The 23091-nt window shown below is 65.0% G+C and carries 25 protein-coding genes; 19 read left to right on the top strand and 6 right to left on the bottom strand.

Translation table 11 applies throughout. The features are described 5' to 3' along the window. The first annotated feature begins 58 nt into the window (after positions 1-58). From tsaB to AR540_RS00375, 5 genes are all read left to right on the top strand, one after another. Positions 59-742, top strand: a complete 684-nt coding sequence (gene tsaB / locus AR540_RS00395; protein WP_059225884.1) for a tRNA (adenosine(37)-N6)-threonylcarbamoyltransferase complex dimerization subunit type 1 TsaB — start codon at positions 59-61, stop codon at positions 740-742. 138 nt (positions 743-880) lie between these two features. Next, on the top strand, positions 881-1240 hold the full coding sequence (locus AR540_RS00390) for a hypothetical protein (RefSeq protein WP_059225883.1): 360 nt from the start codon (positions 881-883) through the stop codon (positions 1238-1240). Beyond that, on the top strand, positions 1240-2097 hold the full coding sequence (locus AR540_RS00385) for a DUF72 domain-containing protein (protein WP_059225882.1): 858 nt from the start codon (positions 1240-1242) through the stop codon (positions 2095-2097). Before AR540_RS00390 ends, AR540_RS00385 begins: the two co-directional genes overlap by 1 nt. Before the next feature lie 100 nt (positions 2098-2197). Then, positions 2198-2899 (top strand): extensin-like domain-containing protein, encoded by a 702-nt coding sequence (locus AR540_RS00380; protein WP_059225881.1) that lies wholly within the window; start codon positions 2198-2200, stop codon positions 2897-2899. 1 nt (position 2900) lies between these two features. Then, a complete protein-coding gene (locus AR540_RS00375) occupies positions 2901-3713 on the top strand; it encodes a class I SAM-dependent methyltransferase (protein WP_236711980.1) in 813 nt (270 codons plus the stop codon). A gap of 55 nt (positions 3714-3768) precedes the next feature. Here the strand turns inward: AR540_RS00375 and AR540_RS00370 are convergent, their stop codons facing one another. From AR540_RS00370 to AR540_RS00360, 3 genes are read right to left on the bottom strand one after another with little or no spacing between them, the layout of a single operon-like run. After that, positions 3769-5277 carry a tripartite tricarboxylate transporter permease gene (locus tag AR540_RS00370; RefSeq protein ID WP_059225880.1) on the bottom strand — a complete coding sequence of 503 codons (1509 nt, stop codon included), beginning with the start codon at positions 5275-5277 and terminating at the stop codon, positions 3769-3771. 1 nt (position 5278) lies between these two features. Next, complete coding sequence (locus AR540_RS00365) at positions 5279-5737, bottom strand: tripartite tricarboxylate transporter TctB family protein (protein WP_059225879.1); 459 nt, start codon at positions 5735-5737, stop codon at positions 5279-5281. Positions 5738-5785: 48 nt separating this feature from the next. Continuing rightward, positions 5786-6766 carry a Bug family tripartite tricarboxylate transporter substrate binding protein gene (locus tag AR540_RS00360; RefSeq protein ID WP_059225878.1) on the bottom strand — a complete coding sequence of 327 codons (981 nt, stop codon included), beginning with the start codon at positions 6764-6766 and terminating at the stop codon, positions 5786-5788. Positions 6767-7105: 339 nt separating this feature from the next. Between AR540_RS00360 and AR540_RS00355 the strand changes: the two genes are divergently transcribed. Together AR540_RS00355 and AR540_RS00350 are read left to right on the top strand one after the other, a co-directional pair. Further along, positions 7106-7777, top strand: coding sequence for a response regulator (locus AR540_RS00355; protein ID WP_059225877.1), 672 nt, complete (start codon positions 7106-7108; stop codon positions 7775-7777). Further along, on the top strand, positions 7770-9173 hold the full coding sequence (locus AR540_RS00350) for a sensor histidine kinase (protein ID WP_059225876.1): 1404 nt from the start codon (positions 7770-7772) through the stop codon (positions 9171-9173). The genes AR540_RS00355 and AR540_RS00350 overlap by 8 nt, the downstream gene beginning before the upstream one ends. Here the strand turns inward: AR540_RS00350 and AR540_RS00345 are convergent, their stop codons facing one another. Together AR540_RS00345 and ygfZ are read right to left on the bottom strand one after the other, a co-directional pair. Beyond that, positions 9174-10001 carry an HDOD domain-containing protein gene (locus tag AR540_RS00345; RefSeq protein ID WP_059225875.1) on the bottom strand — a complete coding sequence of 276 codons (828 nt, stop codon included), beginning with the start codon at positions 9999-10001 and terminating at the stop codon, positions 9174-9176. It abuts the gene before it with no gap. Between the two features lie 42 nt (positions 10002-10043). Next, positions 10044-10961, bottom strand: a complete 918-nt coding sequence (gene ygfZ / locus AR540_RS00340) for a CAF17-like 4Fe-4S cluster assembly/insertion protein YgfZ (RefSeq protein ID WP_059225874.1) — start codon at positions 10959-10961, stop codon at positions 10044-10046. Between the two features lie 122 nt (positions 10962-11083). Here ygfZ and AR540_RS00335 point away from each other — a divergent pair, with 122 nt between their 5' ends. Next, on the top strand, positions 11084-11341 hold the full coding sequence (locus AR540_RS00335) for an FAD assembly factor SdhE (RefSeq protein ID WP_059225873.1): 258 nt from the start codon (positions 11084-11086) through the stop codon (positions 11339-11341). Beyond that, complete coding sequence (locus AR540_RS00330; protein ID WP_059225872.1) at positions 11325-11774, top strand: protein YgfX; 450 nt, start codon at positions 11325-11327, stop codon at positions 11772-11774. Before AR540_RS00335 ends, AR540_RS00330 begins: the two co-directional genes overlap by 17 nt. On the opposite strand, the gene nadB is transcribed toward AR540_RS00330, so the two are convergent. Then, a complete protein-coding gene (gene nadB, locus AR540_RS00325; protein ID WP_059225871.1) occupies positions 11731-13353 on the bottom strand; it encodes an L-aspartate oxidase in 1623 nt (540 codons plus the stop codon). The two genes, AR540_RS00330 and nadB, sit on opposite strands and share 44 nt — an antisense overlap. Positions 13354-13683: 330 nt before the next feature. Here nadB and rpoE point away from each other — a divergent pair, with 330 nt between their 5' ends. The 10 genes from rpoE to pdxJ all read left to right on the top strand — a co-directional run bounded on the left by rpoE (position 13684) and on the right by pdxJ (position 22698). Then, positions 13684-14265 carry an RNA polymerase sigma factor RpoE gene (gene rpoE, locus AR540_RS00320; protein ID WP_026083736.1) on the top strand — a complete coding sequence of 194 codons (582 nt, stop codon included), beginning with the start codon at positions 13684-13686 and terminating at the stop codon, positions 14263-14265. Between the two features lie 33 nt (positions 14266-14298). Continuing rightward, positions 14299-14835 (top strand): sigma-E factor negative regulatory protein, encoded by a 537-nt coding sequence (locus AR540_RS00315; protein WP_059225870.1) that lies wholly within the window; start codon positions 14299-14301, stop codon positions 14833-14835. A 222-nt stretch (positions 14836-15057) separates the two neighbouring features. After that, positions 15058-16482 carry a DegQ family serine endoprotease gene (locus tag AR540_RS00310; RefSeq protein WP_059225869.1) on the top strand — a complete coding sequence of 475 codons (1425 nt, stop codon included), beginning with the start codon at positions 15058-15060 and terminating at the stop codon, positions 16480-16482. A 149-nt stretch (positions 16483-16631) separates the two neighbouring features. Further along, positions 16632-18431: a translation elongation factor 4 gene (gene lepA / locus AR540_RS00305; protein WP_059225868.1), complete on the top strand. Its 1800-nt coding sequence runs from the start codon at positions 16632-16634 to the stop codon at positions 18429-18431. A gap of 5 nt (positions 18432-18436) precedes the next feature. Next, positions 18437-19291, top strand: coding sequence for a signal peptidase I (lepB, locus tag AR540_RS00300; protein ID WP_059225867.1), 855 nt, complete (start codon positions 18437-18439; stop codon positions 19289-19291). Beyond that, positions 19288-19683, top strand: a complete 396-nt coding sequence (locus AR540_RS00295) for a DUF4845 domain-containing protein (RefSeq protein ID WP_059225866.1) — start codon at positions 19288-19290, stop codon at positions 19681-19683. The genes lepB and AR540_RS00295 overlap by 4 nt, the downstream gene beginning before the upstream one ends. Next, complete coding sequence (gene rnc, locus AR540_RS00290; RefSeq protein WP_059225865.1) at positions 19680-20369, top strand: ribonuclease III; 690 nt, start codon at positions 19680-19682, stop codon at positions 20367-20369. Before AR540_RS00295 ends, rnc begins: the two co-directional genes overlap by 4 nt. Continuing rightward, the gene (gene era / locus AR540_RS00285; RefSeq protein ID WP_059225864.1) at positions 20362-21267 is read left to right on the top strand and encodes a GTPase Era; all 906 of its coding nucleotides are present in this window, start codon (positions 20362-20364) and stop codon (positions 21265-21267) included. Before rnc ends, era begins: the two co-directional genes overlap by 8 nt. Positions 21268-21269: 2 nt before the next feature. Continuing rightward, positions 21270-21968 (top strand): DNA repair protein RecO, encoded by a 699-nt coding sequence (gene recO, locus AR540_RS00280; RefSeq protein ID WP_059225863.1) that lies wholly within the window; start codon positions 21270-21272, stop codon positions 21966-21968. Next, positions 21961-22698, top strand: a complete 738-nt coding sequence (gene pdxJ / locus AR540_RS00275; protein WP_059225862.1) for a pyridoxine 5'-phosphate synthase — start codon at positions 21961-21963, stop codon at positions 22696-22698. The genes recO and pdxJ overlap by 8 nt, the downstream gene beginning before the upstream one ends. Positions 22699-23091 lie beyond the last annotated feature (393 nt).

Raw genomic sequence — 23091 nt, 5'->3', positions numbered from 1 at the left:
ACTTCTGAAACACCACACTAAAATGCGCAGCCCTTTCAGATGTTGCGGATTCCCCTCCATGTCCATCCTGCTCGCCCTCGACACCGCCACCGAGGCCTGCTCGGTCGCCTTGCACCTGGGCGACGAGATCATCCATCGCTACGAGATCGCCCCACGCCTGCACGCCCAGCGGGTGCTGCCCATGGTGCAGGAGCTGCTGGCCGAGACCGGCCTGACCCTGGCGCAGGTGGATGCCATCGCCTTCGGCCGTGGTCCTGGCGCCTTCACCGGGGTGCGCATCGCCATCGGCGTGGTGCAGGGTCTGGCCTTTGGCCTGGATCGCCCGGTGCTGCCGGTGTCGAACCTGGCGATCATCGCCCAGCGCGCCTGGCGCGAGCGGGGCGTCAGCCAGGTGGCCGCTGCCATCGACGCGCGCATGGACGAGGTCTACTGGGGTTGCTACCGCCTGGATGGCGAGGTCATGGCGCCGGCGGGCGCGGAGGCCGTGCTGGCCCCCGAAGTCATCGTGCTGCCCGAGGCCGCCACTGGCGACTGGTTCGGCGCTGGCACCGGCTGGGGCTACGGGTGCCGCATGGCCCTGCCACTGACCGAAGTGGACGCCACCCTGCTGCCCCATGCCCGGGACCTGGCGGTGCTGGCCGCGGCGGCCTGGGCGCGTGGCGAAGCCGTGGCGGCGGAGTCGGAAGCGGCCCAACCGGTCTATCTGCGTGACCGGGTCGCCACTCCCAAGACGCCGGTCTGAGACCGCGGAACCCGGGCATGGGGCGCGCGCCTCTAAGCGACAAAGGCCGCTCGTCCGCCCGTCGTGACGGACGTCCGGCTCTTGATTGCCACCGCCCTCGGCCCTACCTAGAGTAGCGTCATCCGTTCAGGACCTGCCATGCGCATCGACAGCGGCTATTCCTCCTCAGCCTATCCCCTGAATCGCTCCTCCCGCGCGGTCACCCCCGTACGCGAAGTGGCGAGGGACGAGGACGCCCGCCAGAACGCCATCGCCAGGGAAAACGCCGGCACTGCCCAGTCGAATGTCGCCCCGGTACGTCGGGTGGAGGCGGCTGTCGCCACCGACAGTGGCGATGCCGGCACCAATGGCCTGGTGCTCAGCGAGCGGGAAGGCCGCTTCGCCAGCAACCTCACGGCTCGTGCCCAGCAGGCCCTGGCCAGCTACGGCAGTACCGCCACCTTCGGCGCGGAGCCCGAGGGCTCGTCCAGCGTCGTGGGTCTCGATCTCTACGCCTGATGCTGCCGTATTTTCTCGGCTGTCCCTCCTGGAACGACAACGCCTGGCGCGAGAGCCTCTACCACGGCCTGCGTCCCGCTGACTTCCTGCCGCGCTACACCCAGGTGTTCAATGCCGTGGAAGGCAACACCACCCTCTATGCCTGGCCATCGGCGGACAAGATCCGCCATTGGGCCGAGGTGATGCCGGCGGGTTTTCGTTTCTGCGCCAAATTTCCGCAGGACATCAGCCACGCCGACGATCTGCGGGTGCAACTCTCCAGCGCCCGTACCTTCATCGACCTGCTGGAGCCGCTGGGCGAGCGCGCCAGTCCGCTCTGGTTGCAGCTGCCTCGTCGCTTCGGCCCGGAGCGGTTGAACGAACTCAAGGTGTTCCTCGACGCCCTGGCGCCGCGGCGTACCCTGGCGGTAGAGGTCCGTCACCTGGCCTTCTTCGACAAGGGCGACGCCGAGCGGGCCCTCAATCGATTGCTCCTGGACCTGGGCGTCGAGCGCATCGGCCTGGATTCCGCCGCGCTGTTCAGCGCCGATCCGAGCGATCCGGCGGTGCGCCTGGCACAGTCCAAGAAGCCACGCGTGCCGGCCCGGGCCCTGGCCTTCAGCGCCCAGCCCCAGGTGCGCTTCATCGGTCGCCTGGAGCTGGCCGCCAACGACTACTACCTGGCCAAGTGGGTCAGCCGCGTCGCCGACTGGATCGAGGCGGGCAAGCAGCCTTTCGTCTTTCTGCACACGCCGGACAACCGCCAGGCACCTGAACTGGCCTTGAGATTCCACGCCCAGTTGCGCGAGCGGCTGCCCGGCCTGCCGGAGTTGCCCACCCTGCGTACGGCCGATACCGAGCAACTCGGCCTCCTGTAAGGGCCAACGGCCCCGATACGTTTGGCGACGTTTTTCCCGGCATTCCCAAAGGCCGTTCCGGTCTCAAACCTATCGTCCCCGCGAATCCTGCCGTCGCTCCATGAAAGCCAGACACCTGCTCGGTTTCGTCATCCTGCTCTATGGCGGCCTGCATACTGCCTTCGACCAGGGCTGGCTACGCATTCCGCCGGCCTACAACCCCTGGGCGCCCCTGGACATCCAGGCACCGACCAACCTGGTCACCCGGCTCAAGCTCTGGCGCCTGCAGGCCGATGCCGACTACTGCGCGGCCTCCCTGGCCACCTCGGCGCTCAACTATCGCGAACTCCGTGGCAACCCTGGTTCCGCCGACTGCCCGCTGGAGCGCGCGGTGCGCGTCCAACAGGGCGAAGGGGTACGGCTGAGCGGTAGTTTCATCGCCAGTTGCCCGCTGGCGGTGAGCTTCGCGCTGTTCGAGCGGCAGGCGCTGCAGCCGGCGGCCGAGGCCGTCTATGGGCAGCGGGTAGCCCAGGTGGAGCACTACGGCAGCTTCGCCTGCCGCAACGTCTACGGGAGGGCCAGCGGGCGGCGCAGCCAGCATGCCAGCGCCAACGCACTCGATATCGCCGGCCTGCGCCTGGCCGATGGTCGCCGGATCACGGTAGCGCGCGACTGGAACGGCGATCCCCAGGCGCAGCGCTTTTTGCGCCAGGTACGTGACGGCGCCTGTCGCTCCTTCAACACCACCCTGGGGCCGGACTACAACGCCGCCCACCGCGATCATTTCCACGTCGACATGGGTGGCTTTCGCGTCTGCCGGTAGAATGGCCGGTCTTCCCGCCATCGAGTCGCCCCTGTCCATGCCCAGTCCCTCGCTCATCGTCGAAGCCCTGGAACCTGCCTTCACCGACGCCGCGGCCGCCTGGGCGACACGCCTGGGGCTGTCCCTGGGCACGGCTACCGACGAGGACTTCGCGCTGCAGCTCGGCGTCCAAGGACTGCAACTGGTTCAGCGGGGTCCCGATGCGCCGGGTCCGGTGCGGGTGGATTTTGCCGAAGGTGCCGCTGCCCACCGGCGCAAGTTCGGCGGCGGTGCCGGCCAGATGATCGCCAAGGCCGTCGGCGTCGGTCCGGGCGTGCGTCCGCGCATCCTCGACGCCACCGCCGGCCTCGGTCGTGACGGTTTCGTGCTCGCGACCTTGGGCTGCCCGGTCACCCTGGTGGAGCGTCAGCCCTTGATCGCCGCCCTGCTCGAAGACGGCCTGGCCCGCGCCGCCCGCGATCCCGAGGCGGCCAGTATCGTCGCTTTGATGACCCTGGTGCAGGCCGACTCCACCGCCTATCTGCAGGGCGAAGAGGGTGAGGCGCCGGAGGTGATCTACCTGGACCCCATGTTCCCGCACCGCGACAAGAGCGCCCTGGTGAAGAAGGAAATGCGCCTGTTCCGGCCGCTGGTGGGCGACGACCTGGACGCCCCGGCGCTGCTGGCCGCGGCTTTGGCCCGCGCCAGCCACCGGGTGGTGGTCAAGCGCCCGCGCAAGGCGCCGGCCATCGAGGGCGTGAAACCGGGCTACGTGCTGGAGGGCAAGTCCAGCCGCTATGACATCTACCCGAAGAAGAGCTTCAGACCTTCCTGAATGAAAAAGCCCGCGGGCGGAAGGACTCCGGCCGCGGGCGCTGGTGTCACCGACCTCAGACGGTCGCGGGCTTGGGTGCGCGACGCTTGCGCCAGGCACGATAGAAGGGCAGGGCCACCATCAGGATGCAGACGATCCAGATGGCCTGGCTGATGCCGCTCTGCCAGAGGATGCCCACCTCTCCATTGGAGATCGACAGCGCGCGTCTCAGGCTGGTCTCCATCAGCTCGCCGAGGATGAAGCCCAGCAGCAGCGGCGACAGCGGGAAGTCCAGCTTGCGCATGATGTAGCCGAAGATACCCACGCAGACCATCAGCACCAGGTCGAAGGTGGTGGCATGCACCGCGTAGACGCCGATGCCAGTGATGATGGCGATGGCCGGGGCCAGCGACCAGTTCGGCACCTCGAGTATCTTGGTGAACATCTTCACCATGGGCACGTTGAGGATCAGCAGCATCACGTTGGCGATGAACAGCGAGGCGATCAGCCCCCACACCAGATTCGGCTCGTTCTGGAACAGCAGCGGGCCGGGAGTGATGTTGTAGAGCGTCAGGGCGCCGATCATCACCGCGGTGGTACCCGAGCCGGGGATGCCCAGGGTCAGCATGGGGATCATGTTGCCGCACACTGCCGCACCGATAGCGGTTTCCGGCGCCGCCAGGCCGCGCAGGTCACCCTTGCCGAACTTGCCATCGGTACCGGCCAGGCGTTTCTCGGTGGTGTAGGCCAGGGCACTGGCCAGGGTCGCGCCGGCACCTGGTAGAACGCCGATGATGAAGCCGCTCACCGAACTGCGCAGGTTGACCATGAACACGCTGCGCGCCTCGCGCACGTTGAACAGCATGCGCCCGGTGGCCTTGACCGCGACCTGGCCATGATGTGTCTGCTCCAGCAGCAGGAGCAACTCGCTCACCGAGAACAGACCCAGCACCAGGATCACGAAGTCGATGCCGTCGGCCAGGTGCACGTTGTCGAAGGTGAAACGATAGACGCCGCTGTTGGCATCGATGCCCACCGAGGCGATGGCCAGGCCGAAGAGCGCGGCGACCAGGGTCTTGACCGGCTTCTCGGCGGCCATGCCGGAGAGACTGAGGATGGCCAGGGCCATCAGCGCGAAGTATTCCGCCGGACCGAAGGCGATGGCCCATTTCGCCAGCAGCGGCGAGAACAGCACCATGCCGCAGGTGGCGATGAAGGCGCCGATGAAGGAACTCCAGGCCGACAGCGACAGGGCCACGCCGGCTAGTCCCTGGCGGGCCAGTGGATAGCCATCCAGGCAGGTCATCATGGTTGCGGCTTCGCCGGGTATGTTCAGCAGGATCGAAGAGATCCGGCCACCGTATTCGCAGCCCAGGTAGACCGCCGCCAGCAGGATCAGCGAGGTCTCCGGCGGCAGGCCCAGGGCGAAGGCCACCGGGATCAAGAGGGCGATCCCATTGATCGGGCCGAGACCCGGCAGCAGGCCTACCACGGTACCGATCAAGGTGCCGATCAGCGCCACGATCAGGTTGGTCGGCGTCAGGGCGACGCCAAAGCCCTGCATCAGGAAGTTCAGGGTATCCATGTCAGCCCTCCAGGAATTCCAGCACGCCAAGGGGTAGGGGGACTTCCATCACCCGATCGAACAGCACATAGAGGCTTACCGAGAGCAGCAGGCTGACCAGCGCGCAGGGCGCCAGGCGGCCGCCGTAGAGCAGGCCGCAGAGGGTGGCGGTGATGAAGGCGCTCAGCGGAAAGCCCAGCGGCTGGAAGGTCAGGGCGTAGCCCAGCAGGATGACGCAGCAGGCCACCACCTTGCGCAGCGAGGAAGCGTCCAGCGGCTTCTGGTCCTCGCCATCGCCGATCGGCGTGGGACGGATGATCAGATAGGCCAGGCCCAGGCTCATCAGCCCGAACATCAGCATCGGATAGGCCCGCGGACCGACCGGCTCGTAGGAGAAAGGCGCCTGGTAATCCCGGGCGATGAACAGCATGACGAGCCCGGCCACCAGCCAGACCGCCATGAAGGCGCGTTGGAAGATCATGTCGACATCCTCGAAGGCGCCCGGAGGGGCGCCAGGGGCGGGGGCTCGTTACTGGATCAGGCCGAATTCCTTGGCCATGCTGCGGTAGCGCGCGACTTCCTTCTGCACGTAGGCATCCAGTTCGGCACCGGTCATGGCGAAGGGGAAGAGCTCGCGCTGATCACGCAGCTTGGCGAAGTCCTCGGATGCCAGCAGCTTGTCGAAGCTGGCTTTCCACCAGTTGTACTGCTCGTCGGTCACCTTCGGGCCGACGTAGAAGCCGCGGACCACCGGCCAGACGATGTCGTAGCCCTGCTCGCGGGCGGTAGGGATGTCCTTCATCGCCGGTTCGTCGAAACGCTGCTCGGCGAAGACCGCCAGGAGGCGCATGTTGCCAGCCTCGACGTGGGGCATGGAGTCGGAGATATCGGTGCTGCCGACCTGGATGTGGCCGCCCAGCAGTGCGGTGGCGATCTCGCCGCCACCTTCCAAGGCCACGTAGCGCAGGTCCTTGGGATTGATGCCGGCCGCCTTGGCGATCAGCGCCGTCTGCATCCAGTCCTGGCTGCCCACGGTGCCGCCGGAGCCGATGACTACCTTGCTGGGGTCCTTCTTCAACGCCTCGACCAGGTCACCTAGGGTCTTGTAGGGTGAATCGGCCTTGACCGCGATGGCACCGTAGCTGGCCCCCACCGCCGCCAACCAGCGCACGGCTTTCTCGTCGAAGCGACCGAACTTGCCCTGGGCCAGGTTCAGCAGCGAACCGCTGGAGAAGGCAACGATGGTATCGCCATCGGCCGGCCGCTGGGCCACTACAGTGTTATAGGCCACCGCGCCCACGCCGCCGGGCATGTAGGTCACCCGCATGGGCCTGTCCAGCAGCTTGGCTTCCACCAGGCCACTCTGGGCCAGCTTGCAGGTCAGGTCGAAACCGCCGCCCGGAGAGGCCGGGGCGATGCATTCGGGACGCTTGGGTTCGGCCATGGCCTGGGTGGACAACAACAGCGAGGCGGCCAGGGTCAGGGTGAGGTTGCGCAAGGTGGTGCTCATCGACGTCTTCCTTTTGTTGTTATTTCAGAAGCTGACAGGCGGACACGGCTCAGGCTCGCCAGGGCGGCGATCGTTCGCGGAGGAGATACGGGAGCACGGAAAGCTGCACGAGGGCGAGCATGGATGTCGTTCCGCTTGTTATTGTTGTTGGCCAACCAGGGGTGGCGCTTGGGCAAGCATCATGCGGTTCTGGGACCGCTACCTTTCACTCTAGACCGCCAAACTTTCAACAGCCTTTCAGCCCTGAAGGGCGTCGATTGTCCCGCCAGGGCGGGAAGTCAGCCGGCGCTTATCCCGGTAAACTCCGACTTTTCAACCTCTTGGGCGGGAGCTTTAACCGTGCGCATCCTTCTGGTCGAAGATCATCCGCCCCTGGCCGAAAGCGTCGCCCAGGCACTCAAGAGCGCCGGGCTCAACGTCGACCTGCTCACCGACGGCGTCGCCGCGGACCTGGCGCTGCAGAGCGAAAGCTACGCCCTGGCCATCCTCGATGTCGGCCTGCCGCGCCTGGATGGCTTCGAGGTGCTGGCTCGCTTGCGCGAGCGCGGTGATCGCCTGCCGGTGCTGATGCTCACCGCCCGCGGCGAGGTGAAGGATCGCGTCCAGGGCCTCAACCTGGGCGCCGACGACTACCTGGCCAAGCCCTTCGAACTCACCGAGCTGGAAGCCCGTGTCAAGGCGCTGCTGCGCCGCAGCGTGCTGGGCGGCGATCATCAGCAACGCTGCGGACCGCTGGTCTACGATCTGAATACCTCGCGCTTCACCCTGGGCGAGGAGGCCTTGCCGCTCACCTCCCGGGAACATGCCGTGCTCGCGGCGCTCATCGCCCGGCCCGGCCGGGTCATGAGCAAGGAGCAACTGGCGGCCCAGGTTTTCGGTCTGGATGAAGAGGCCAGTCCCGAGGCCATCGAGATCTACGTGCATCGCCTGCGCAAGAAGCTGGAGGCCGGCGCCGTGCGTATCGTCACCTTCCGCGGCCTGGGTTATCTGCTGGAAGAACAGCATGGCTGAGGTGGCGAAGGCGGCCGGCAGTCTGCGTGGCCGACTGCTGCTGCGGCTGGTGGTGCTGCTGGCGGTGATCCTGGCGATCAGCAGCCTGGCCGCCTATCTCAACGGCCGGCGACTGGCCGACGTCGCCTATGACCGCACCCTGCTGGCCTCGGCCCGCACCATTGCCGCGGGCCTGTCGGCCAGCAACGGCACCTTGCGCGCCGACGTGCCCTACATTGCCCTGGACAACTTCGCCTACGACAACGTCGGCCGCATCTTCTACCAGGTGCTGGACACCCGCGGCCGCCTGATATCCGGCTACGAGGAAATCCCCCCGCCACCGGCGGATGCCCCCCTGACCCGCGACTATCCCGCCCTGGCACGCTTCTACAACGGCACCTATCGCGGCAAGGACGTACGGGTGGTCAGCCTGGCCCAGCCGGTCAGCCAGCCAGACCTGGTCGGCATGGCCGAGATTCGCGTCGCCGAGACCGCCGAAGCGCGCGAGGAAGTGGCCCGCAGCCTGCTCACCGACACCCTGATTCGCCTGGGCCTGATGGGGCTGGGCGCCATCCTGCTGGTGTGGATGGCGGTCGGGGCTGCCCTGCGTCCCCTGGAACGCTTGCGCCAGGCGGTGGAGGAGCGGGGCGTGGACGACCTGCGGCCGCTGCCCGAAGTGCGCGCGCCCCAGGAGCTGCTGCCGCTGGTGCATGCCCTGGAAGGTTTCACCCTGAGATTGCGCCGCCTCTTCGAACGCCAGGCCGACTTCATCGCCAATGCGGCCCATGAATTGCGTACCCCGCTAGCGGCGATCAAGGCCCGCGTCGAATTGGGTCTGCGGGAACGCGAGCCCCAGGCCTGGTACGCCACCCTGGAAGAGACCCGGGCCAGTACCGATCGCCTGGCCCGCCTGGCCAATCAGCTACTGTCCCTGGCCCGTATCGAAAGCGGTGCCCAGGCCGTCGCCGAAGGCGGCGCCGAGCGCCTGGAACTCAGCGAGCTGGCGCGGGAGCTGGCCATGGCGCTGGCGCCCCTGGCCCATGCCAAGGGCGTCGCCCTGGCCTTCGAACCCTTCGCCAAGGGTACGGTGATCGGCGAGCCCACGCTGCTCAACGAATTGCTCTGCAACCTGGTGGAGAATGCCCTGGCCCATAGCCAGCCGGGCGGCAACATCGTGCTGCGGGTGCTGGCGCCGGCGGTTTTGGAGGTGGAAGACGACGGTCCCGGCATCCCGGCCAATGCCCGGGCCAAGGTCTTCGAACGCTTCCAGCGGCTGGACCCCCAGTCCGGAGGCGCCGGGCTGGGTCTCGCCATCGTCGGCGAGATCTGCGCGGCCCATCGGGCGCGCATCCAGTTGCTGGACGGCGCCCTCGGTGGCTTGCGGGTGCGGGTGGAGTTTCCCGCGGAAGAAGGTTGATCAGCCGAGCAGGGTGCGTGACTGCTCCACGGCGTCCCAGAAGGTCGGATCCTGCTCCAGGTTGGGCTGGTTGTGCAGGCCGAGGCGCTTGGCCGCCGGCAGCGCCAGCAGCTCCACCGTCTGCCCCTGGCGGGCGGACTGCAGCTGAGTGGCGACCTGCACGATGTCGGCATAGTCGGCCGCCGCCGGCTGGCGCTGCAGTGCCAAGTACTCACGGGGTACGCAGGCGATGTCGGCCGGAAAGTCCCAGACCTTGAGAATGCGTTCGCCGATCTGCGGATGGATCAGCGCCGTGACCTGGTCCAGGGTGATGGCATTGGCCAACAGGCCTTCCTCTTCCTCGGCGTAGGTCAGGATCGGCAGCACGCCGATCTGGTGCACCAGGCCAGCCAGCAGGGCGCGATCGGCCATCAGGCGCGTGTACTTCTTGCACAGCGCATGGCTGATGGCGGCGATCTCGGTGCCCTGGCTCCAGACCTCGCGCATCTTGCGATCCACGGCATCGCTGGTGGCCTGGAACATCTGCTGCATCGCCAGGCCCGTGGCCAGGTTGGCCGTGTAGTTGATGCCCAGCCGGCCCACGGCCATCTGCAGGTCGGTGATTTCCTTGCTGGTACGCAGCAGCGGGCTGTTGACCACCTTGATCAGGCGCGCGGTCAGGGCGGCGTCCATGGCGATCACCCGGCTCAGCTCGGCGACGCCCACGTTGGGGTCTTCGGCCGCCTCCCTCACCTTCAGCGCCACCTCGGGAAGCGTGGGCAATACCACGCGGTCGGTATCGATCGCGTGCAGAAGGTCCTGGACAACTTTTTCAGCAAGAGGAGTCATGACGTACCTGTATGGAGTGGCGCGGAAGGCGATCCCAACCTTTCAGCGCTTTATTTCACGATCGCTATCGAGTGAGTAGGGCAAATCGAGTAAACGGCAGTTTGGCCCGTCCGAGCTGCCAACGGTAATACGTCCGTCTTCCACGGCATCTGCCTGGAGTACCGCCAGGAACTCGCAGCCGTCCGCGGCGGGGGCGGCCAGTACCACCTCGCCGACGCTGCTGCCGTGCACCGGCGAGAACAACTCCGTACCCACGACCGGGGGGGCATCGCTGCTGGCCAGGCGATAGAGGCGCCGCTTGAGCTTGCCCAGGTACTGCATGCGGGCGACGATTTCCTGGCCGGTGTAGCAGCCTTTGCGGAAGCTCACGCCATCCAGGGCCTGCAAGTTGATCATCTGCGGCACGAACAGCTCGCGGGTGGCCCCGAATACCTGGCCCACCCCGGCGCGCACCTGCGCCAGCAGCCAGACGTCGAGGCCGACCTCAGGCAGCGTCGGCAGCGTGGCATTCGCTCCCAGCCAGGCCTCCACCCGACCATCCTCCAGGCGGATGGCGAAGCCGCCGGTCACCGGTGCGACGCTGTTGGCCGTTGCGCCCAGGACCGCCTCGGGCCAGGTGGCGGCGAAGCCGGTGGCGTCGAGCCCCAGACGTTGCCACTGGGCGCTCTCGTCGGCCAGGACCGACTTGGAGAACACCGCGTACTTCTTCAGGTCCGTCAGTTGCGGCTCGATCAGTTCCTGCGCCATGGCCAGCAGATAGCCGTCGGGCTGCCTGACGATGCGGAAGCTGGAGACCAACCGCCCCTTGGGCGTGCAGCGGCCGCCCAGGCCGGCCTGGTCGTCACTGAGGTAATTGAGGTTGCAGGTCAACTGCCCCTGCAGGAACTTGGTCGCATCAACCCCGCGGATGGCCAGGACGCCTTCGTGGGTCAAGCGGCAGAAATACGGCGAGTCGGCCATTGCGGCGGAGGCTCCCTGTCGTGTGAAGCCGCCCATCATAGGCTCCGCCGGGGGGAATGTCAGGCGCACTGCGCGGCGACGCGCTTCGGGCTTATACTGCGCCGATTGTCGCAGGAGTCCCCATGAGTACCGAAGCTACCGAACTCAACAGATTGTACTGGCATAGCCGTCGCGGCATGCTCGAACTGGATGTGCTGCTGGTGCCCTTCGTCCAGGAGGTCTACTCCTCGCTCGGCGAAGAGGATCGCGCCCGCTATCGCAAGCTGCTCGAATGCGAGGATCAGGACATGTTCCACTGGTTCATGCAGCGTGGCGAACCCGAAGACGCCGACCTGAAGATCATCGTTCGCATGATCCTGGACCGTGTCCAGCCGGCTTGAACCCTTCGAATGCAGCTGGAGCGCCTCGCCGACGCTCCTGCGGCTGCATGCCGCGATAACGCTCGCTGGCGTCGCCGGCCTCTGGCTCGCCGCCATCCCCTGGACGCTCAAGATACTGCTGACGCTGCTCGTGCTCTGGTCGGCGCATCGCGTGCGCTATCGGCAACTCCAGCAGCATCCCCGGGTACCTCGCCGCCTGCGCCACGATGCCGAAGGGTGGCAACTCTGGTGCCCAGCCGCTGGCTGGCAGGCCGTCCAGTTGCGACCGGACAGCCTGGCGCTGCCGTTGCTCATCGTCCTGCGCTATCGATTTCCCGGTGAGCGTCGTACCCGCAGCCTGTGCCTCGCCCGGGACAGCCTGTCCGCCGCTGCCCACCGCCGCCTGCGGGTCAGGCTTCGCTTCGCGCCTCGCCGCTTCGCGGTGCCAGGATAGTGTCCCGGGCATAGCTATCGGTCTGTGGATGATCCAGGGTGAAGTGCAGGCCGCGGCTTTCCTTGCGGGCGAGGGCGCTCTCGATGATCAGCTCCGCCACCTGCGCCAGGTTGCGCAATTCGATCAGGTCGCGGCTGACTCTATAGTTGCTGTAGAACTCGTCGATCTCGTCCATCAGCAGGCGGATGCGATGCCGAGCGCGGAGCAGGCGCTTGGTGGTCCGTACGATGCCGACGTAATCCCACATGAAGCGCCGCAACTCGTCCCAGTTGTGGGCGATCACCACGTCCTCGTCGGAATCCGTCACCTGGCTGGCGTCCCAGTCCGGGAGCTCGCGCGGCATCGCCACCTGCGTCTGCTGCGCCTGGATGTCCAGCGCCGCCGAGCGGGCATAGACGAAGCACTCCAGCAACGAGTTGCTGGCCATGCGATTGGCGCCGTGCAGGCCGGTGCAACTGGTCTCACCGATGGCATAGAGGCCGGCGAGCTCCGTACGCCCGTGCGCATCGACCCGCACGCCGCCACAGGTGTAGTGCGCCGCCGGCACCACCGGGATGGGGTCGCGGGTGATGTCGATGCCCAGCTCCAGACAGCGGCGATGGACGGTAGGGAAGTGTTCCTGGATGAAGTCCGCCGGCTTGTGGCTGATATCGAGAAACACGCAGTCGACGCCCAGGCGCTTCATCTCGTGGTCGATGGCGCGTGCCACCACGTCCCGCGGCGCCAGGTCGGCACGCTCGTCGAAGCGCGGCATGAAGCGCTCGCCATCCGGCAACCGCAGCACGGCGCCTTCCCCGCGCAAGGCCTCGGTGATCAGGAAGCTGCGCGCATGGGGATGATAGAGACAGGTCGGGTGGAACTGGTTGAATTCCAGGTTGGCCACCGAGCAACCGGCGCGCCAGGCCATGGCGATGCCGTCGCCGCTGGCGCTGTCCTGGTTGGTGCTATAGAGGTACGCCTTGCTGGCGCCGCCCGTGGCCAGCACGGTGAAGCGGGCGTGCAAGGTGTCCACCGCACCGCTGGTCCGATCCAGCACATAGGCGCCGAGGCAGCGCTGGCCCGGTCGACCGAGCTTCTCGGTGGTGATCAGGTCCACCGCCACCCGCTGGCTCAGCAGCTGGATGTTGGGCCGGCCTTCGGCGGTGCGCAGCAAGGTGTCGAAGATCGCCATGCCGGTGGCGTCCGCGGCATGGATGATCCGCCGATGGCTGTGCCCCCCCTCGCGGGTCAGGTGAAAGCCCAGGCCGCCCTTGCCCTCGGCCGGTTCGCGGGTGAAGGGCACGCCTTGGTCGATCAGCCACTGCATGGCCTCGCGGCTGTGCTCGACGGTGAAACGCACGGCGTCCTCGTCGCACAGCCCGGCACCCGCGATTAGGGTATCCTGCACGTGCGCCTCGACGGTGTCGCCCTCGTCCAACACGGCGGCGACGCCGCCCTGGGCCCAGTAGGTCGAACCGTGGGCCAGCTCGCCCTTGCTCAGCACCGCGACCGAGAGCGTCGCCGGAAGATTGAGGGCGAGCGTGAGGCCTGCCGCGCCACTGCCGATTACCAGAACATCGAATTCCAGGTGACGCGCCATGTCGTTTCCTTCTCGCCGGATCGGCGAGTATAGGAACAAGGTGGCCGACGGCATAGCCACCCGCCGGGCGCGTTCAGGGAACTCATCGGTACCGAGCCGGGTCTATGTACAGATAATTGCCCATCCGTGTGGCTGGAATGCCTGGACGAAAGGTGGGACGTCTGCCAAAGCTAATCAGCAATACCCAGGAGCGATCAGCAGCCATTGAATGCTCGCTCATCAACTGCTGTGGAGGGGAGAACTTTCGTGCAACAGCCCAGTCTAGCAGCGCGCCTCGAGAGTGAAAGCAAGGACGATACCGAACTGCAAGCCAAGGACAGCAAGCCAGCTCTGCCGACGCAGGAGCAGGACCAACAGCTCGTCGAGCGTGTGCAACGTGGTGACAAGCGTGCCTTCGATCTGCTGGTGCTCAAGTACCAGCACAAGATTCTCGGTCTGATCGTGCGATTCGTGCATGACACCCAGGAAGCCCAGGACGTCGCTCAGGAGGCTTTCATCAAAGCCTATCGGGCACTCGGGAACTTCCGCGGCGACAGTGCTTTCTACACATGGCTCTATCGCATCGCCATCAATACGGCGAAGAATCATCTGGTTGCCCGGGGTCGTCGTCCACCGGACAGCGACGTCAGCGCCGAAGATGCGGAATTTTATGAAGGCGACCACGCTCTAAAGGATATCGAGTCCCCGGAGCGGTCTCTTCTACGGGATGAAATCGAGGCCACCGTGCACCGTACCATCCAGCAGCTCCCGGAAGATCTGCGCACGGCGCTGACCCTTCGTGAGTTCGAAGGCCTCAGCTACGAGGACATTGCGAATGTCATGCAGTGTCCAGTGGGAACGGTCCGGTCTCGGATTTTCCGAGCGCGGGAAGCGATAGACAAAGCACTGCAGCCCCTGCTGCGTGATGCATAGACAGCGGCGACAGCTTTTAGAGAGGTAATACGTATGAGTCGTGAAGCCCTGCTGGAATCCCTGTCCGCTGTTATGGATAACGAAGCGGACGAATTCGAAACCCGGCGTGTACTCGCCGAGGTCAGCAAGGACCCGGAACTGCGCGCCACCTGGTCGCGCTACGCCATGGTCAGTGCCGTCATTCGTGGCGAGCCGATGATGCCTAATCTGGACATTGCCCGTGGTGTCACCAGCACCCTGGAGCGCGACGAGGTGGCCGCTGCACCGGCAGCCCCTGCTGCCGCGCCGGTCGCCAGCCGTCGCTGGTCGGGCTGGTCGGGTATTGGCCGCGTTGCGGTCGCTGCCTCCGTCACCTTCGCCGTGCTGGCGGGTGTGCGGATGTATAACCAGTCCGACGTTTCCACCCAGGGCCTGGCCCAACAGACCCCGAGCCAACTGAGCGTGCCGCAGCCCGCCCGTAGCCCGGCCGTGCTGGCCAGCTTTAGCGAAGAAAGCACCAAGGCGAACGCCAACAGCAAGGCCGACCAGCCTGCCGCTGGCGATCAGCAGGAAACCCCTGCCCAGCGTTGATCCGCTGGCTTCGCCTCGAAACGGCGACCGGACCCTGTCCGGTCGCCGTTTTTTATGCCTGGTGTCTTTTTCTGACCTGGGAAAATGCTTCGAAAGCTATCGTTCAGCAAGGGCATGATATTTCTGCTGCCAGTCGTCATTGACTATGCTCGCCCCACTGGGGTGAAACGTCAGTCGCCAACGATGCGTTCAAGTCATTGGATAGAGTGGAGCTGCACGCGCATGCGCAATTTCAAGCATTACACGGCTGCCCTGATGGGGCTTTGGCTGATGGGAATGGCGGCCATGGCTCGGGCCGACTTGCCGGACTTCACCAGCCTGGTCGAGGCCGCCTCTCCGGCCGTGGTCAACATCAGTACCCGCCAGAAGATTCCCGAAGGCCGCGGGCCGGCGGCCATGGGCATGCCCGATCTGGATGGCCTGCCGCCCGGCATCCGTGAATTCTTCGAGCGCAGCATTCCGCAGATGCCGCGCACTCCGCGCGGCAAGCAGGAACAGGCCCAATCGCTGGGTTCCGGCTTCATCATCTCCCCCGATGGCTACATCCTGACCAACAACCACGTGGTCGCCGACGCCGACGAGATCATCGTGCGCCTGTCCGATCGCAGCGACCACACCGCCAAGCTGATCGGTGCCGATCCGCGCACCGACGTCGCCCTGCTCAAGATCGAAGCAAAGGACTTGCCCACCCTCAAGCTGGGCAATTCCGACCAGTTGAAGGTGGGTGAATGGGTGCTGGCCATCGGCTCGCCCTTCGGTTTCGACCACTCGGTGACGGCCGGTATCGTCAGCGCCAAGGGCCGTAGCCTGCCTAACGAAAGCTACGTCCCCTTCATTCAGACCGACGTCGCCATCAATCCGGGCAACTCCGGCGGTCCGCTGTTCAACCTGAAGGGGGAGGTCGTGGGGATCAACTCGCAGATCTTCACCCGCTCGGGTGGCTTCATGGGCCTGTCCTTCGCCATCCCGATCGACGTCGCCATGAACGTGGCCAACCAGCTGCGCGCCGATGGCAAGGTCAGCCGTGGCTGGCTGGGCGTGGTCATCCAGGAAGTCGACAAGGATCTCGCCGAGTCCTTCGGTCTCGACCGTCCGGCCGGCGCCCTGGTGGCCCAGACCCTGGACGACGGCCCGGCCGCCAAGAGCGGCATCAAGGTGGGCGACGTCATCCTTTCGGTCAATGGCCAGAAGATCGAGGAATCCGCCGACCTGCCGCACCTGATCGGCAATCTCAAGCCAGGTGCCAAGGCCGACATGGAAATCATCCGGGAAGGCAAGCGGCAGACCATCAGCGTCACCGTGGGCGACATGCCCAAGGACGACGACCTGGCCTCCGGTGGCGAGCGTGGCTCCGATCGGGCGAGCAATCGCCTGGGCATCGCCGTGGCCAACCTGACCGCCGAGCAGAAGAAGACGCTCGATATCCAGGGTGGCGTGGTGATCAACAAGCTCAGTGGCGACGGCCCCGCCGCGGCCATCGGTCTGCGCCCGGGCGACGTCATCACCCACCTGAACAACCAGCCCATCGAATCGGCCAGCGCCTTCGAGAAGATCACCTCGGCGCTGCCGGCCAGCCGCCCCATCTCGATGCGCGTGGTACGCGACGGGCGCGCCAGCTTCATCACCTTTAAGCTGCCCAGCAAGTAACGGCAGGCGTCACCCGGGAAGGGGCAGGCGACTGCCCCTTCTTTTTGTCCGCTCGAACGGCGTAAGTCCCCTTGTTTGCCGCATTCAGGTAAACTCCCCCGCTATTTTCCCGGCGGATGTTCCGCTGCTGGCTATTCGAGTGCTGATTCGTGAGTGATCTGAGCCATATCCGCAATTTCTCCATCATCGCCCACATCGATCACGGCAAGTCGACCCTTGCGGATCGCTTCATCCAGATCTGTGGTGGTTTGAGCGACCGGGAAATGGAGGCCCAGGTTCTGGATTCCATGGATCTGGAGCGCGAGCGCGGCATCACCATCAAAGCCCACAGCGTCACGCTGTACTACAAGGCCCAGGATGGTAAGACCTACCAGCTCAACTTCATCGACACCCCCGGCCACGTCGACTTCACCTACGAAGTCAGCCGCTCCCTGGCCGCCTGCGAAGGCGCCTTGCTGGTCGTGGACGCCGGGCAGGGCGTGGAAGCCCAGTCGGTCGCCAACTGCTACACCGCCATCGAGCAGGGCCTCGAGGTCATGCCGGTGCTGAACAAGATGGACCTGCCCCAGGCCGAGCCGGAGAAGGTCAAGGCCGAGATCGAACACATCATCGGCATCGACGCCACCGACGCCGTGCCCTGCAGCGCCAAGAGCGGCATGGGCGTGCCCGAGGTGCTCGAGCAACTGGTCAAGGTCATCCCGCCGCCCGAGGGCGAGATCGACGCCCCCTTGCAGGCGCTGATCATCGACTCCTGGTTCGACAACTACCTGGGCGTCGTCTCTCTGGTGCGCGTCAAACACGGTCGGGTCAGGAAGGGCGACAAGATCCTGGTCAAGTCCACCGGCAAGGTCCACCAGGTCGACAGCGTCGGCGTCTTCTCGCCCAAGCACACCGAAACGGTCGACCTCAAGGCGGGCGAGGTGGGCTTCATCATCGCCGGCATCAAGGAAATCCTCGGTGCCCCGGTCGGTGACACCCTGACCCTCAGCGCCACCCCGGACGTCGCCATGCTGCCGGGCTTCCAGCGGGTCAAGCCGCAGGTCTATGCCGGTCTGTTCCCGGTCAGCTCCGATGACTTCGAGGATTTCCGCGAGGCCCTGCAGAAGCTGACCCTCAACGACGCCGCCCTGCAATACGAGCCGGAAAGCTCAGAGGCCCTCGGCTTCGGTTTCCGCATCGGCTTCCTCGGCATGCTGCACATGGAGATCATCCAGGAGCGCCTGGAGCGGGAGTACGATCTCGACCTCATCACCACGGCGCCGACTGTGGTCTTCGAGGTGGTGCTCAAGGATGGCAGCATCATCTATGTCGACAACCCCTCCAAGTTGCCCGACCTGGCTTCCGTCGCCGAGATGCGCGAGCCCATCGTGCGCGCCAACATCCTGGTGCCCCAGGAGCATCTGGGCAACGTCATCACCCTGTGCATCGAGAAGCGTGGCGTCCAGCGCGACATGCAGTTCCTCAGCAGCCAGGTGCAGGTCAGCTACGACCTGCCGATGAACGAAGTGGTCCTGGATTTCTTCGACCGCCTGAAGTCGGTCAGTCGCGGCTACGCCTCGCTGGACTACAGCTTCGATCGCTTCGAAGCCGCCAGCTTGGTCAAGCTAGACGTCCTCATCAACGGCGAGAAGGTCGACGCCCTGGCTCTTATCGTCCATCGCGACAAGGCGCACTACAAGGGGCGCGCCCTGACCGAGAAGATGAAGGAGCTGATCCCGCGGCAGATGTTCGACGTGGCGATCCAGGCGGCCATCGGCGGTCAGATCGTCGCCCGGACCACGGTCAAGGCGTTGCGCAAGAACGTCCTGGCCAAGTGCTATGGCGGTGACGTCTCCCGTAAGCGCAAGCTGCTGGAAAAGCAGAAGGCGGGTAAGAAGCGCATGAAACAGGTCGGTAGCGTCGAGATTCCTCAGGAGGCCTTCCTGGCCGTGCTCAAGGTGGATAGCTGAAGCCCATGTCTCTGAACTTCCCTCTGCTGCTGGTAATTGCCGTCGCCGTCTGTGGGGCGCTGGCGCTCATCGATCTGCTGGTCCTGGCGCCGCGCCGGCGCAAGGCGATCCAGACCTACGGCCAGCAGGTCAGCGAGCCGGACCCGGTCGTGCTGGAACAGCTGAACAAGGAGCCGGCGCTGGTCGAGTACGGCAAGTCCTTCTTCCCGGTCCTGGCCATCGTGCTGATCCTCAGATCCTTCCTGGTGGAGCCCTTCCAGATTCCCTCGGGATCCATGAAGCCGACCCTGGAAGTGGGTGACTTCATCCTGGTGAACAAATTCGCCTACGGTATCCGCCTGCCGGTGATCGACCTCAAGGTCATTCCCGTCGGCGACCCCCAGCGCGGTGACGTCATGGTGTTCCGCTATCCCAGCGATCCCAGCGTCAACTACATCAAGCGCGTCGTCGGCGTGCCGGGCGATACCATCCGCTACACCAGCGACAAGCAGCTGTACATCAACGGCCAGCGCGTCAGCGAACAACTGGTGGGCGACGAGCCGGGCTCGCTGGGCAGCGTCAAGCTGTTCAGGGAGCAGCTCGGCAAGGCCGAGCACCTGATCCGCGAAGAGATGACCCGCTATCGCATGGAGCCCGATCACGAGTGGAAGGTCCCCGCCGGCCACTACTTCATGATGGGCGACAACCGCGACAACTCCAATGACAGTCGCTACTGGGATGACCCCAACATCCCGCGCGACTTGCTCGGCATGGTTCCCGACCGCAATATCGTCGGCAAGGCCTTCGCCGTCTGGCTGAGCTGGCCGGAACCCAAGCTGCAGAGCATGCCCACCCTGTCCCGCGTAGGTATCATTCGATGATCAATCGCAGTGCGCCCGGTCGTCCGTCTCGTCAGCAGGGTCTGTCGTTCCTCGGCGGCCTCCTGGCGCTCTGCATCATCGCCTTCCTCGCCAGTACCGCCTTCAAGCTCATCCCTCATTACATGGACTACAATGCCCTGAGCAAGGTCATCGAATCCATTGGCGACAACCACGACCAGCAGATTCGCAGCGTGTCCGACGTCTACAGCTATGTGGGGAAGGGTATGCAGGTGAACGACATCCGCGATCTCGATCTGCAGAAGGCCATGCGCGTCGAGGTCGACGGCAACCGTCTGCTGGTCCACCTCGACTACGAAGAACGTGAACACCTGATTCGCAACATCGATCTGGTCGTTCGTTTCAACCGTGATTTCCGTATAAATCTCCCGTGACTTTATCTCTAGATCGCCTCGAGCGTCGGCTGGGTTATACCTTCCAGGACCCGGACCTGATGCTGCTCGCCCTTACCCATCGCAGTTTCGCCGGTCGCAACAACGAGCGCCTGGAATTCCTCGGTGATGCCATCCTCAACTTCATCATCGGCGAAGCCCTCTACGAGCACTTTCCCCAGGCCCGCGAAGGCCAGTTGTCCCGCCTGCGGGCCAAGCTGGTGAAAGGCGAGACCCTGGCATTGCTGGCCCGCAGCTTCGAACTGGGCGATTACCTGCGCCTGGGCTCCGGTGAACTCAAGAGCGGTGGCTTCCGCCGTGAATCCATCCTCGCCGACGCCATGGAAGCCCTGATCGGCGGCATCTACCTCGACGCCGGCATGGATGCGGCCAAGGAGCGGGTCATGGCCTGGCTGGGCCCGCAACTGCGCGAGCTGACGCCGGTCGATACCAACAAGGATCCCAAGACGCGCCTGCAAGAATTCCTGCAGGCACGCGCCTGCGAGCTGCCGCGCTACGAAGTGGTCGCCATCGAAGGCGAGCCCCATTGCCGGGTGTTCTTCGTCGAATGCGAAATCGCGATGCTCAGCGAGAAGACGACGGGGCAGGGCGCCAGTCGCCGTATCGCCGAACAGATAGCTGCCTCGGCGGCCTTGATCGCCCTGGGCGTGGAGAATGGTCATGAATGATGAGCTGAATACATCGCGCTGTGGCTACGTAGCCATCGTCGGCCGCCCCAACGTCGGCAAGTCCACGCTGCTCAACCATATCCTGGGGCAGAAGCTCGCCATCACCTCGCGCAAGCCGCAGACCACGAGACACAACATGCTCGGCATCAAGACCGAGGGCGAGGTGCAGACCATCTATGTCGATACCCCCGGCCTGCACAAGGAAAACCAGAAGGCGCTCAACCGCTTCATGAACAAGACCGCCGTCACCGCCCTGCGCGATGTGGACGTCGTGGTCTTCGTGGTCGATCGCACCCGCTGGACCGACGAAGACCAGATGGTGCTGGAGCGGGTACGCTTCGTGAAGTGCCCGGTGCTGCTCGCCGTCAACAAGATGGACCGCCTCGAAGACAAGGCCGACATGCTGCCGCACCTGCAATGGCTGCAGGAGCAATTGCCGGAAGCCACGCTCATTCCGATCTCCGCCCAACACGGCCACAACCTCGAGGCGCTCGAAGAGCTGGTCGCTGAACGCCTGCCAGAAGGCGAGCACTTCTTCCCCGAAGACCAGATCACCGACAGATCCAGTCGCTTCCTCGCCGCGGAACTGATCCGCGAAAAGATCATGCGTCAACTGGGTGCCGAACTGCCCTACCAGGTCGCCGTCGAGATCGAGGAATTCAAGTACGAGAACGGCGTGCTGCATATCCACGGCCTGATCCTCGTCGAGCGCGACGGCCAGAAGAAGATCCTCATCGGTGAGAAGGGTGAGCGCATCAAGCGGATCGGCCAGGAAGCCCGCCAGGACATGGAAACCCTGTTTGACGCCAAGGTCATGCTCAACCTCTGGGTGAAGGTCAAGGGTGGCTGGTCCGATGACGAGCGCGCCCTGCGCTCCCTGGGCTATTCCGACCTCTAGCGATGACGCAGGCGTCCGAACCGCTGTTCGTCCTGCATTCACGTCCCTATCGCGAAAGCAGTGCCCTGGTCGAGGTGTTCGGCGCCTTCGGCCGGGTCCGCACGGTTCTACGCGCGGCCCGCTCCCGTTCCGGAAGCCTGGCCAGACCCTTCGTTCCCCTCGAAGCCCAGATCGGCGGGCGAGGGGAACTGAAGAACCTGCAAAGGGTGGCTGCCCTGTCCCCGCCCCACCTGCTTCAAGGGCAAGCATTATTCAGCGGCTTCTATCTCAACGAGCTTCTAGTCCGACTGCTGCCGGCCGAAGATCCTTATCCCGCGCTGTTCGACCTATACGGTCTGACCCTGGCGGCCTTGGCCCAAGGGCGTCCGGTCGAGCCTTTATTGCGTACCTTCGAGTGGCGACTGCTCGATCTGCTCGGGTACGGCTTCTCCCTCAGCCACGCCCTGAGTGGTCAGCCCATCGAGGCGCAGCGGTTGTACCGCTTCCTGCCGGACCAGGGCTTCGATCCGGTTGACGAGGTTCGCCCCGGCTGTCTCGCTGGCGCGGAAATCCTGGCACTCGAACGGGGTGAGTGGGACGATCCCACCGTAGTCCGCGCGGCCAAGCGCCTGATGCGTCAGGCCCTGGCACCACACCTGGGCAGCAAGCCCCTGATGAGTCGCGAATTGTTCGCCAAACCAAGTGAATCCAGCCATGAATGAGCTTCGTCGTGTTCTGTTGGGCGTCAACATCGATCATGTCGCCACCCTGCGCCAGGCCCGGGGGACGCGCTACCCTGATCCAGTCAAGGCCGCGCTGGATGCCGAGGAAGCAGGCGCGGACGGTATCACCCTGCACCTGCGCGAGGATCGTCGGCACATCCAGGAGCGCGATGTGCGATTGCTGCGCGAACTCCTGCAGACCCGCATGAACCTCGAGGTGGCCCTGACGGCGGAAATGCTGGCCTTCGCCCGGGAGATCCGCCCGCAGCACGTTTGCCTGGTGCCCGAACGTCGGGAAGAGCTGACCACCGAAGGCGGGCTCGACGTGCTCGCTCAGGTCGAGCGCATTCGCGGCGCCGTTGCCGCGCTGCCCGATTCCGAAGTCTCTCTCTTTATAGATGCGGATCTGCAACAGATTCAGGCTGCCAAGGACAGTGGCGCTCCAGTGATCGAGCTCCATACCGGTCGCTACGCGGAAGCCGAGAGCCCGGAAGAGCAAGCCCACGAGTTGCAACGCCTGGCCAAGGCCGTGGAATTCGCGGCCGGCCTCGGGCTGGTGGTCAATGCCGGCCATGGCCTGCATTACCACAATGTCCAGGCCATAGCCGCGCTGCCTGGTATCAACGAGCTGAACATCGGCCATGCCATCGTGGCCCATGCCGTCTTCGTCGGCTTCAAGCAGGCGGTTGCAGAGATGGCGCAGCTCATTCGCGCCCACGCTCCGCAATAAAGTTGAAATAACCTGTTGACCTGTTCCGAAACTCCCCTATAATGCGCCCCACTTCCGGCGCAGACGCTGAAGCGGCTTGAAAATCAAGCACTTAGGTCTGGGTCGGGCGAGTGCTCCACGGAGTCCTCGCGGTTGGGTCAACGCCTTCGGGTGATGGCGCAGTGAAGGGGAGGGGTTGACAGCGTCTTGGGATGCTGTAGGATTCGCCTCCCGCTGCCGAGATTGGCTAGGCCGGTCAGGGTGGCGCAAGTGGTTGAGTTGAAACGAAAAGTTCAAATCAACGCTTGACAGGATGTGAGGCTGGCGTAGAATGCGCGCCTCGGTTAGCGGCTCGGGTCGCAGCCAACTGCTCTTTAACAAGTTGAATCAAGCAATTCGTGTGGGTGCTTGTGA

The sequence above is a fragment of the Pseudomonas sp. EpS/L25 genome (assembly GCF_001512295.1).
Lineage (GTDB): Bacteria > Pseudomonadota > Gammaproteobacteria > Pseudomonadales > Pseudomonadaceae > Chryseomonas.
Note: the sequence above shows the minus strand (reverse complement) of the source record. Positions and strands in the feature narration are given on the sequence as shown.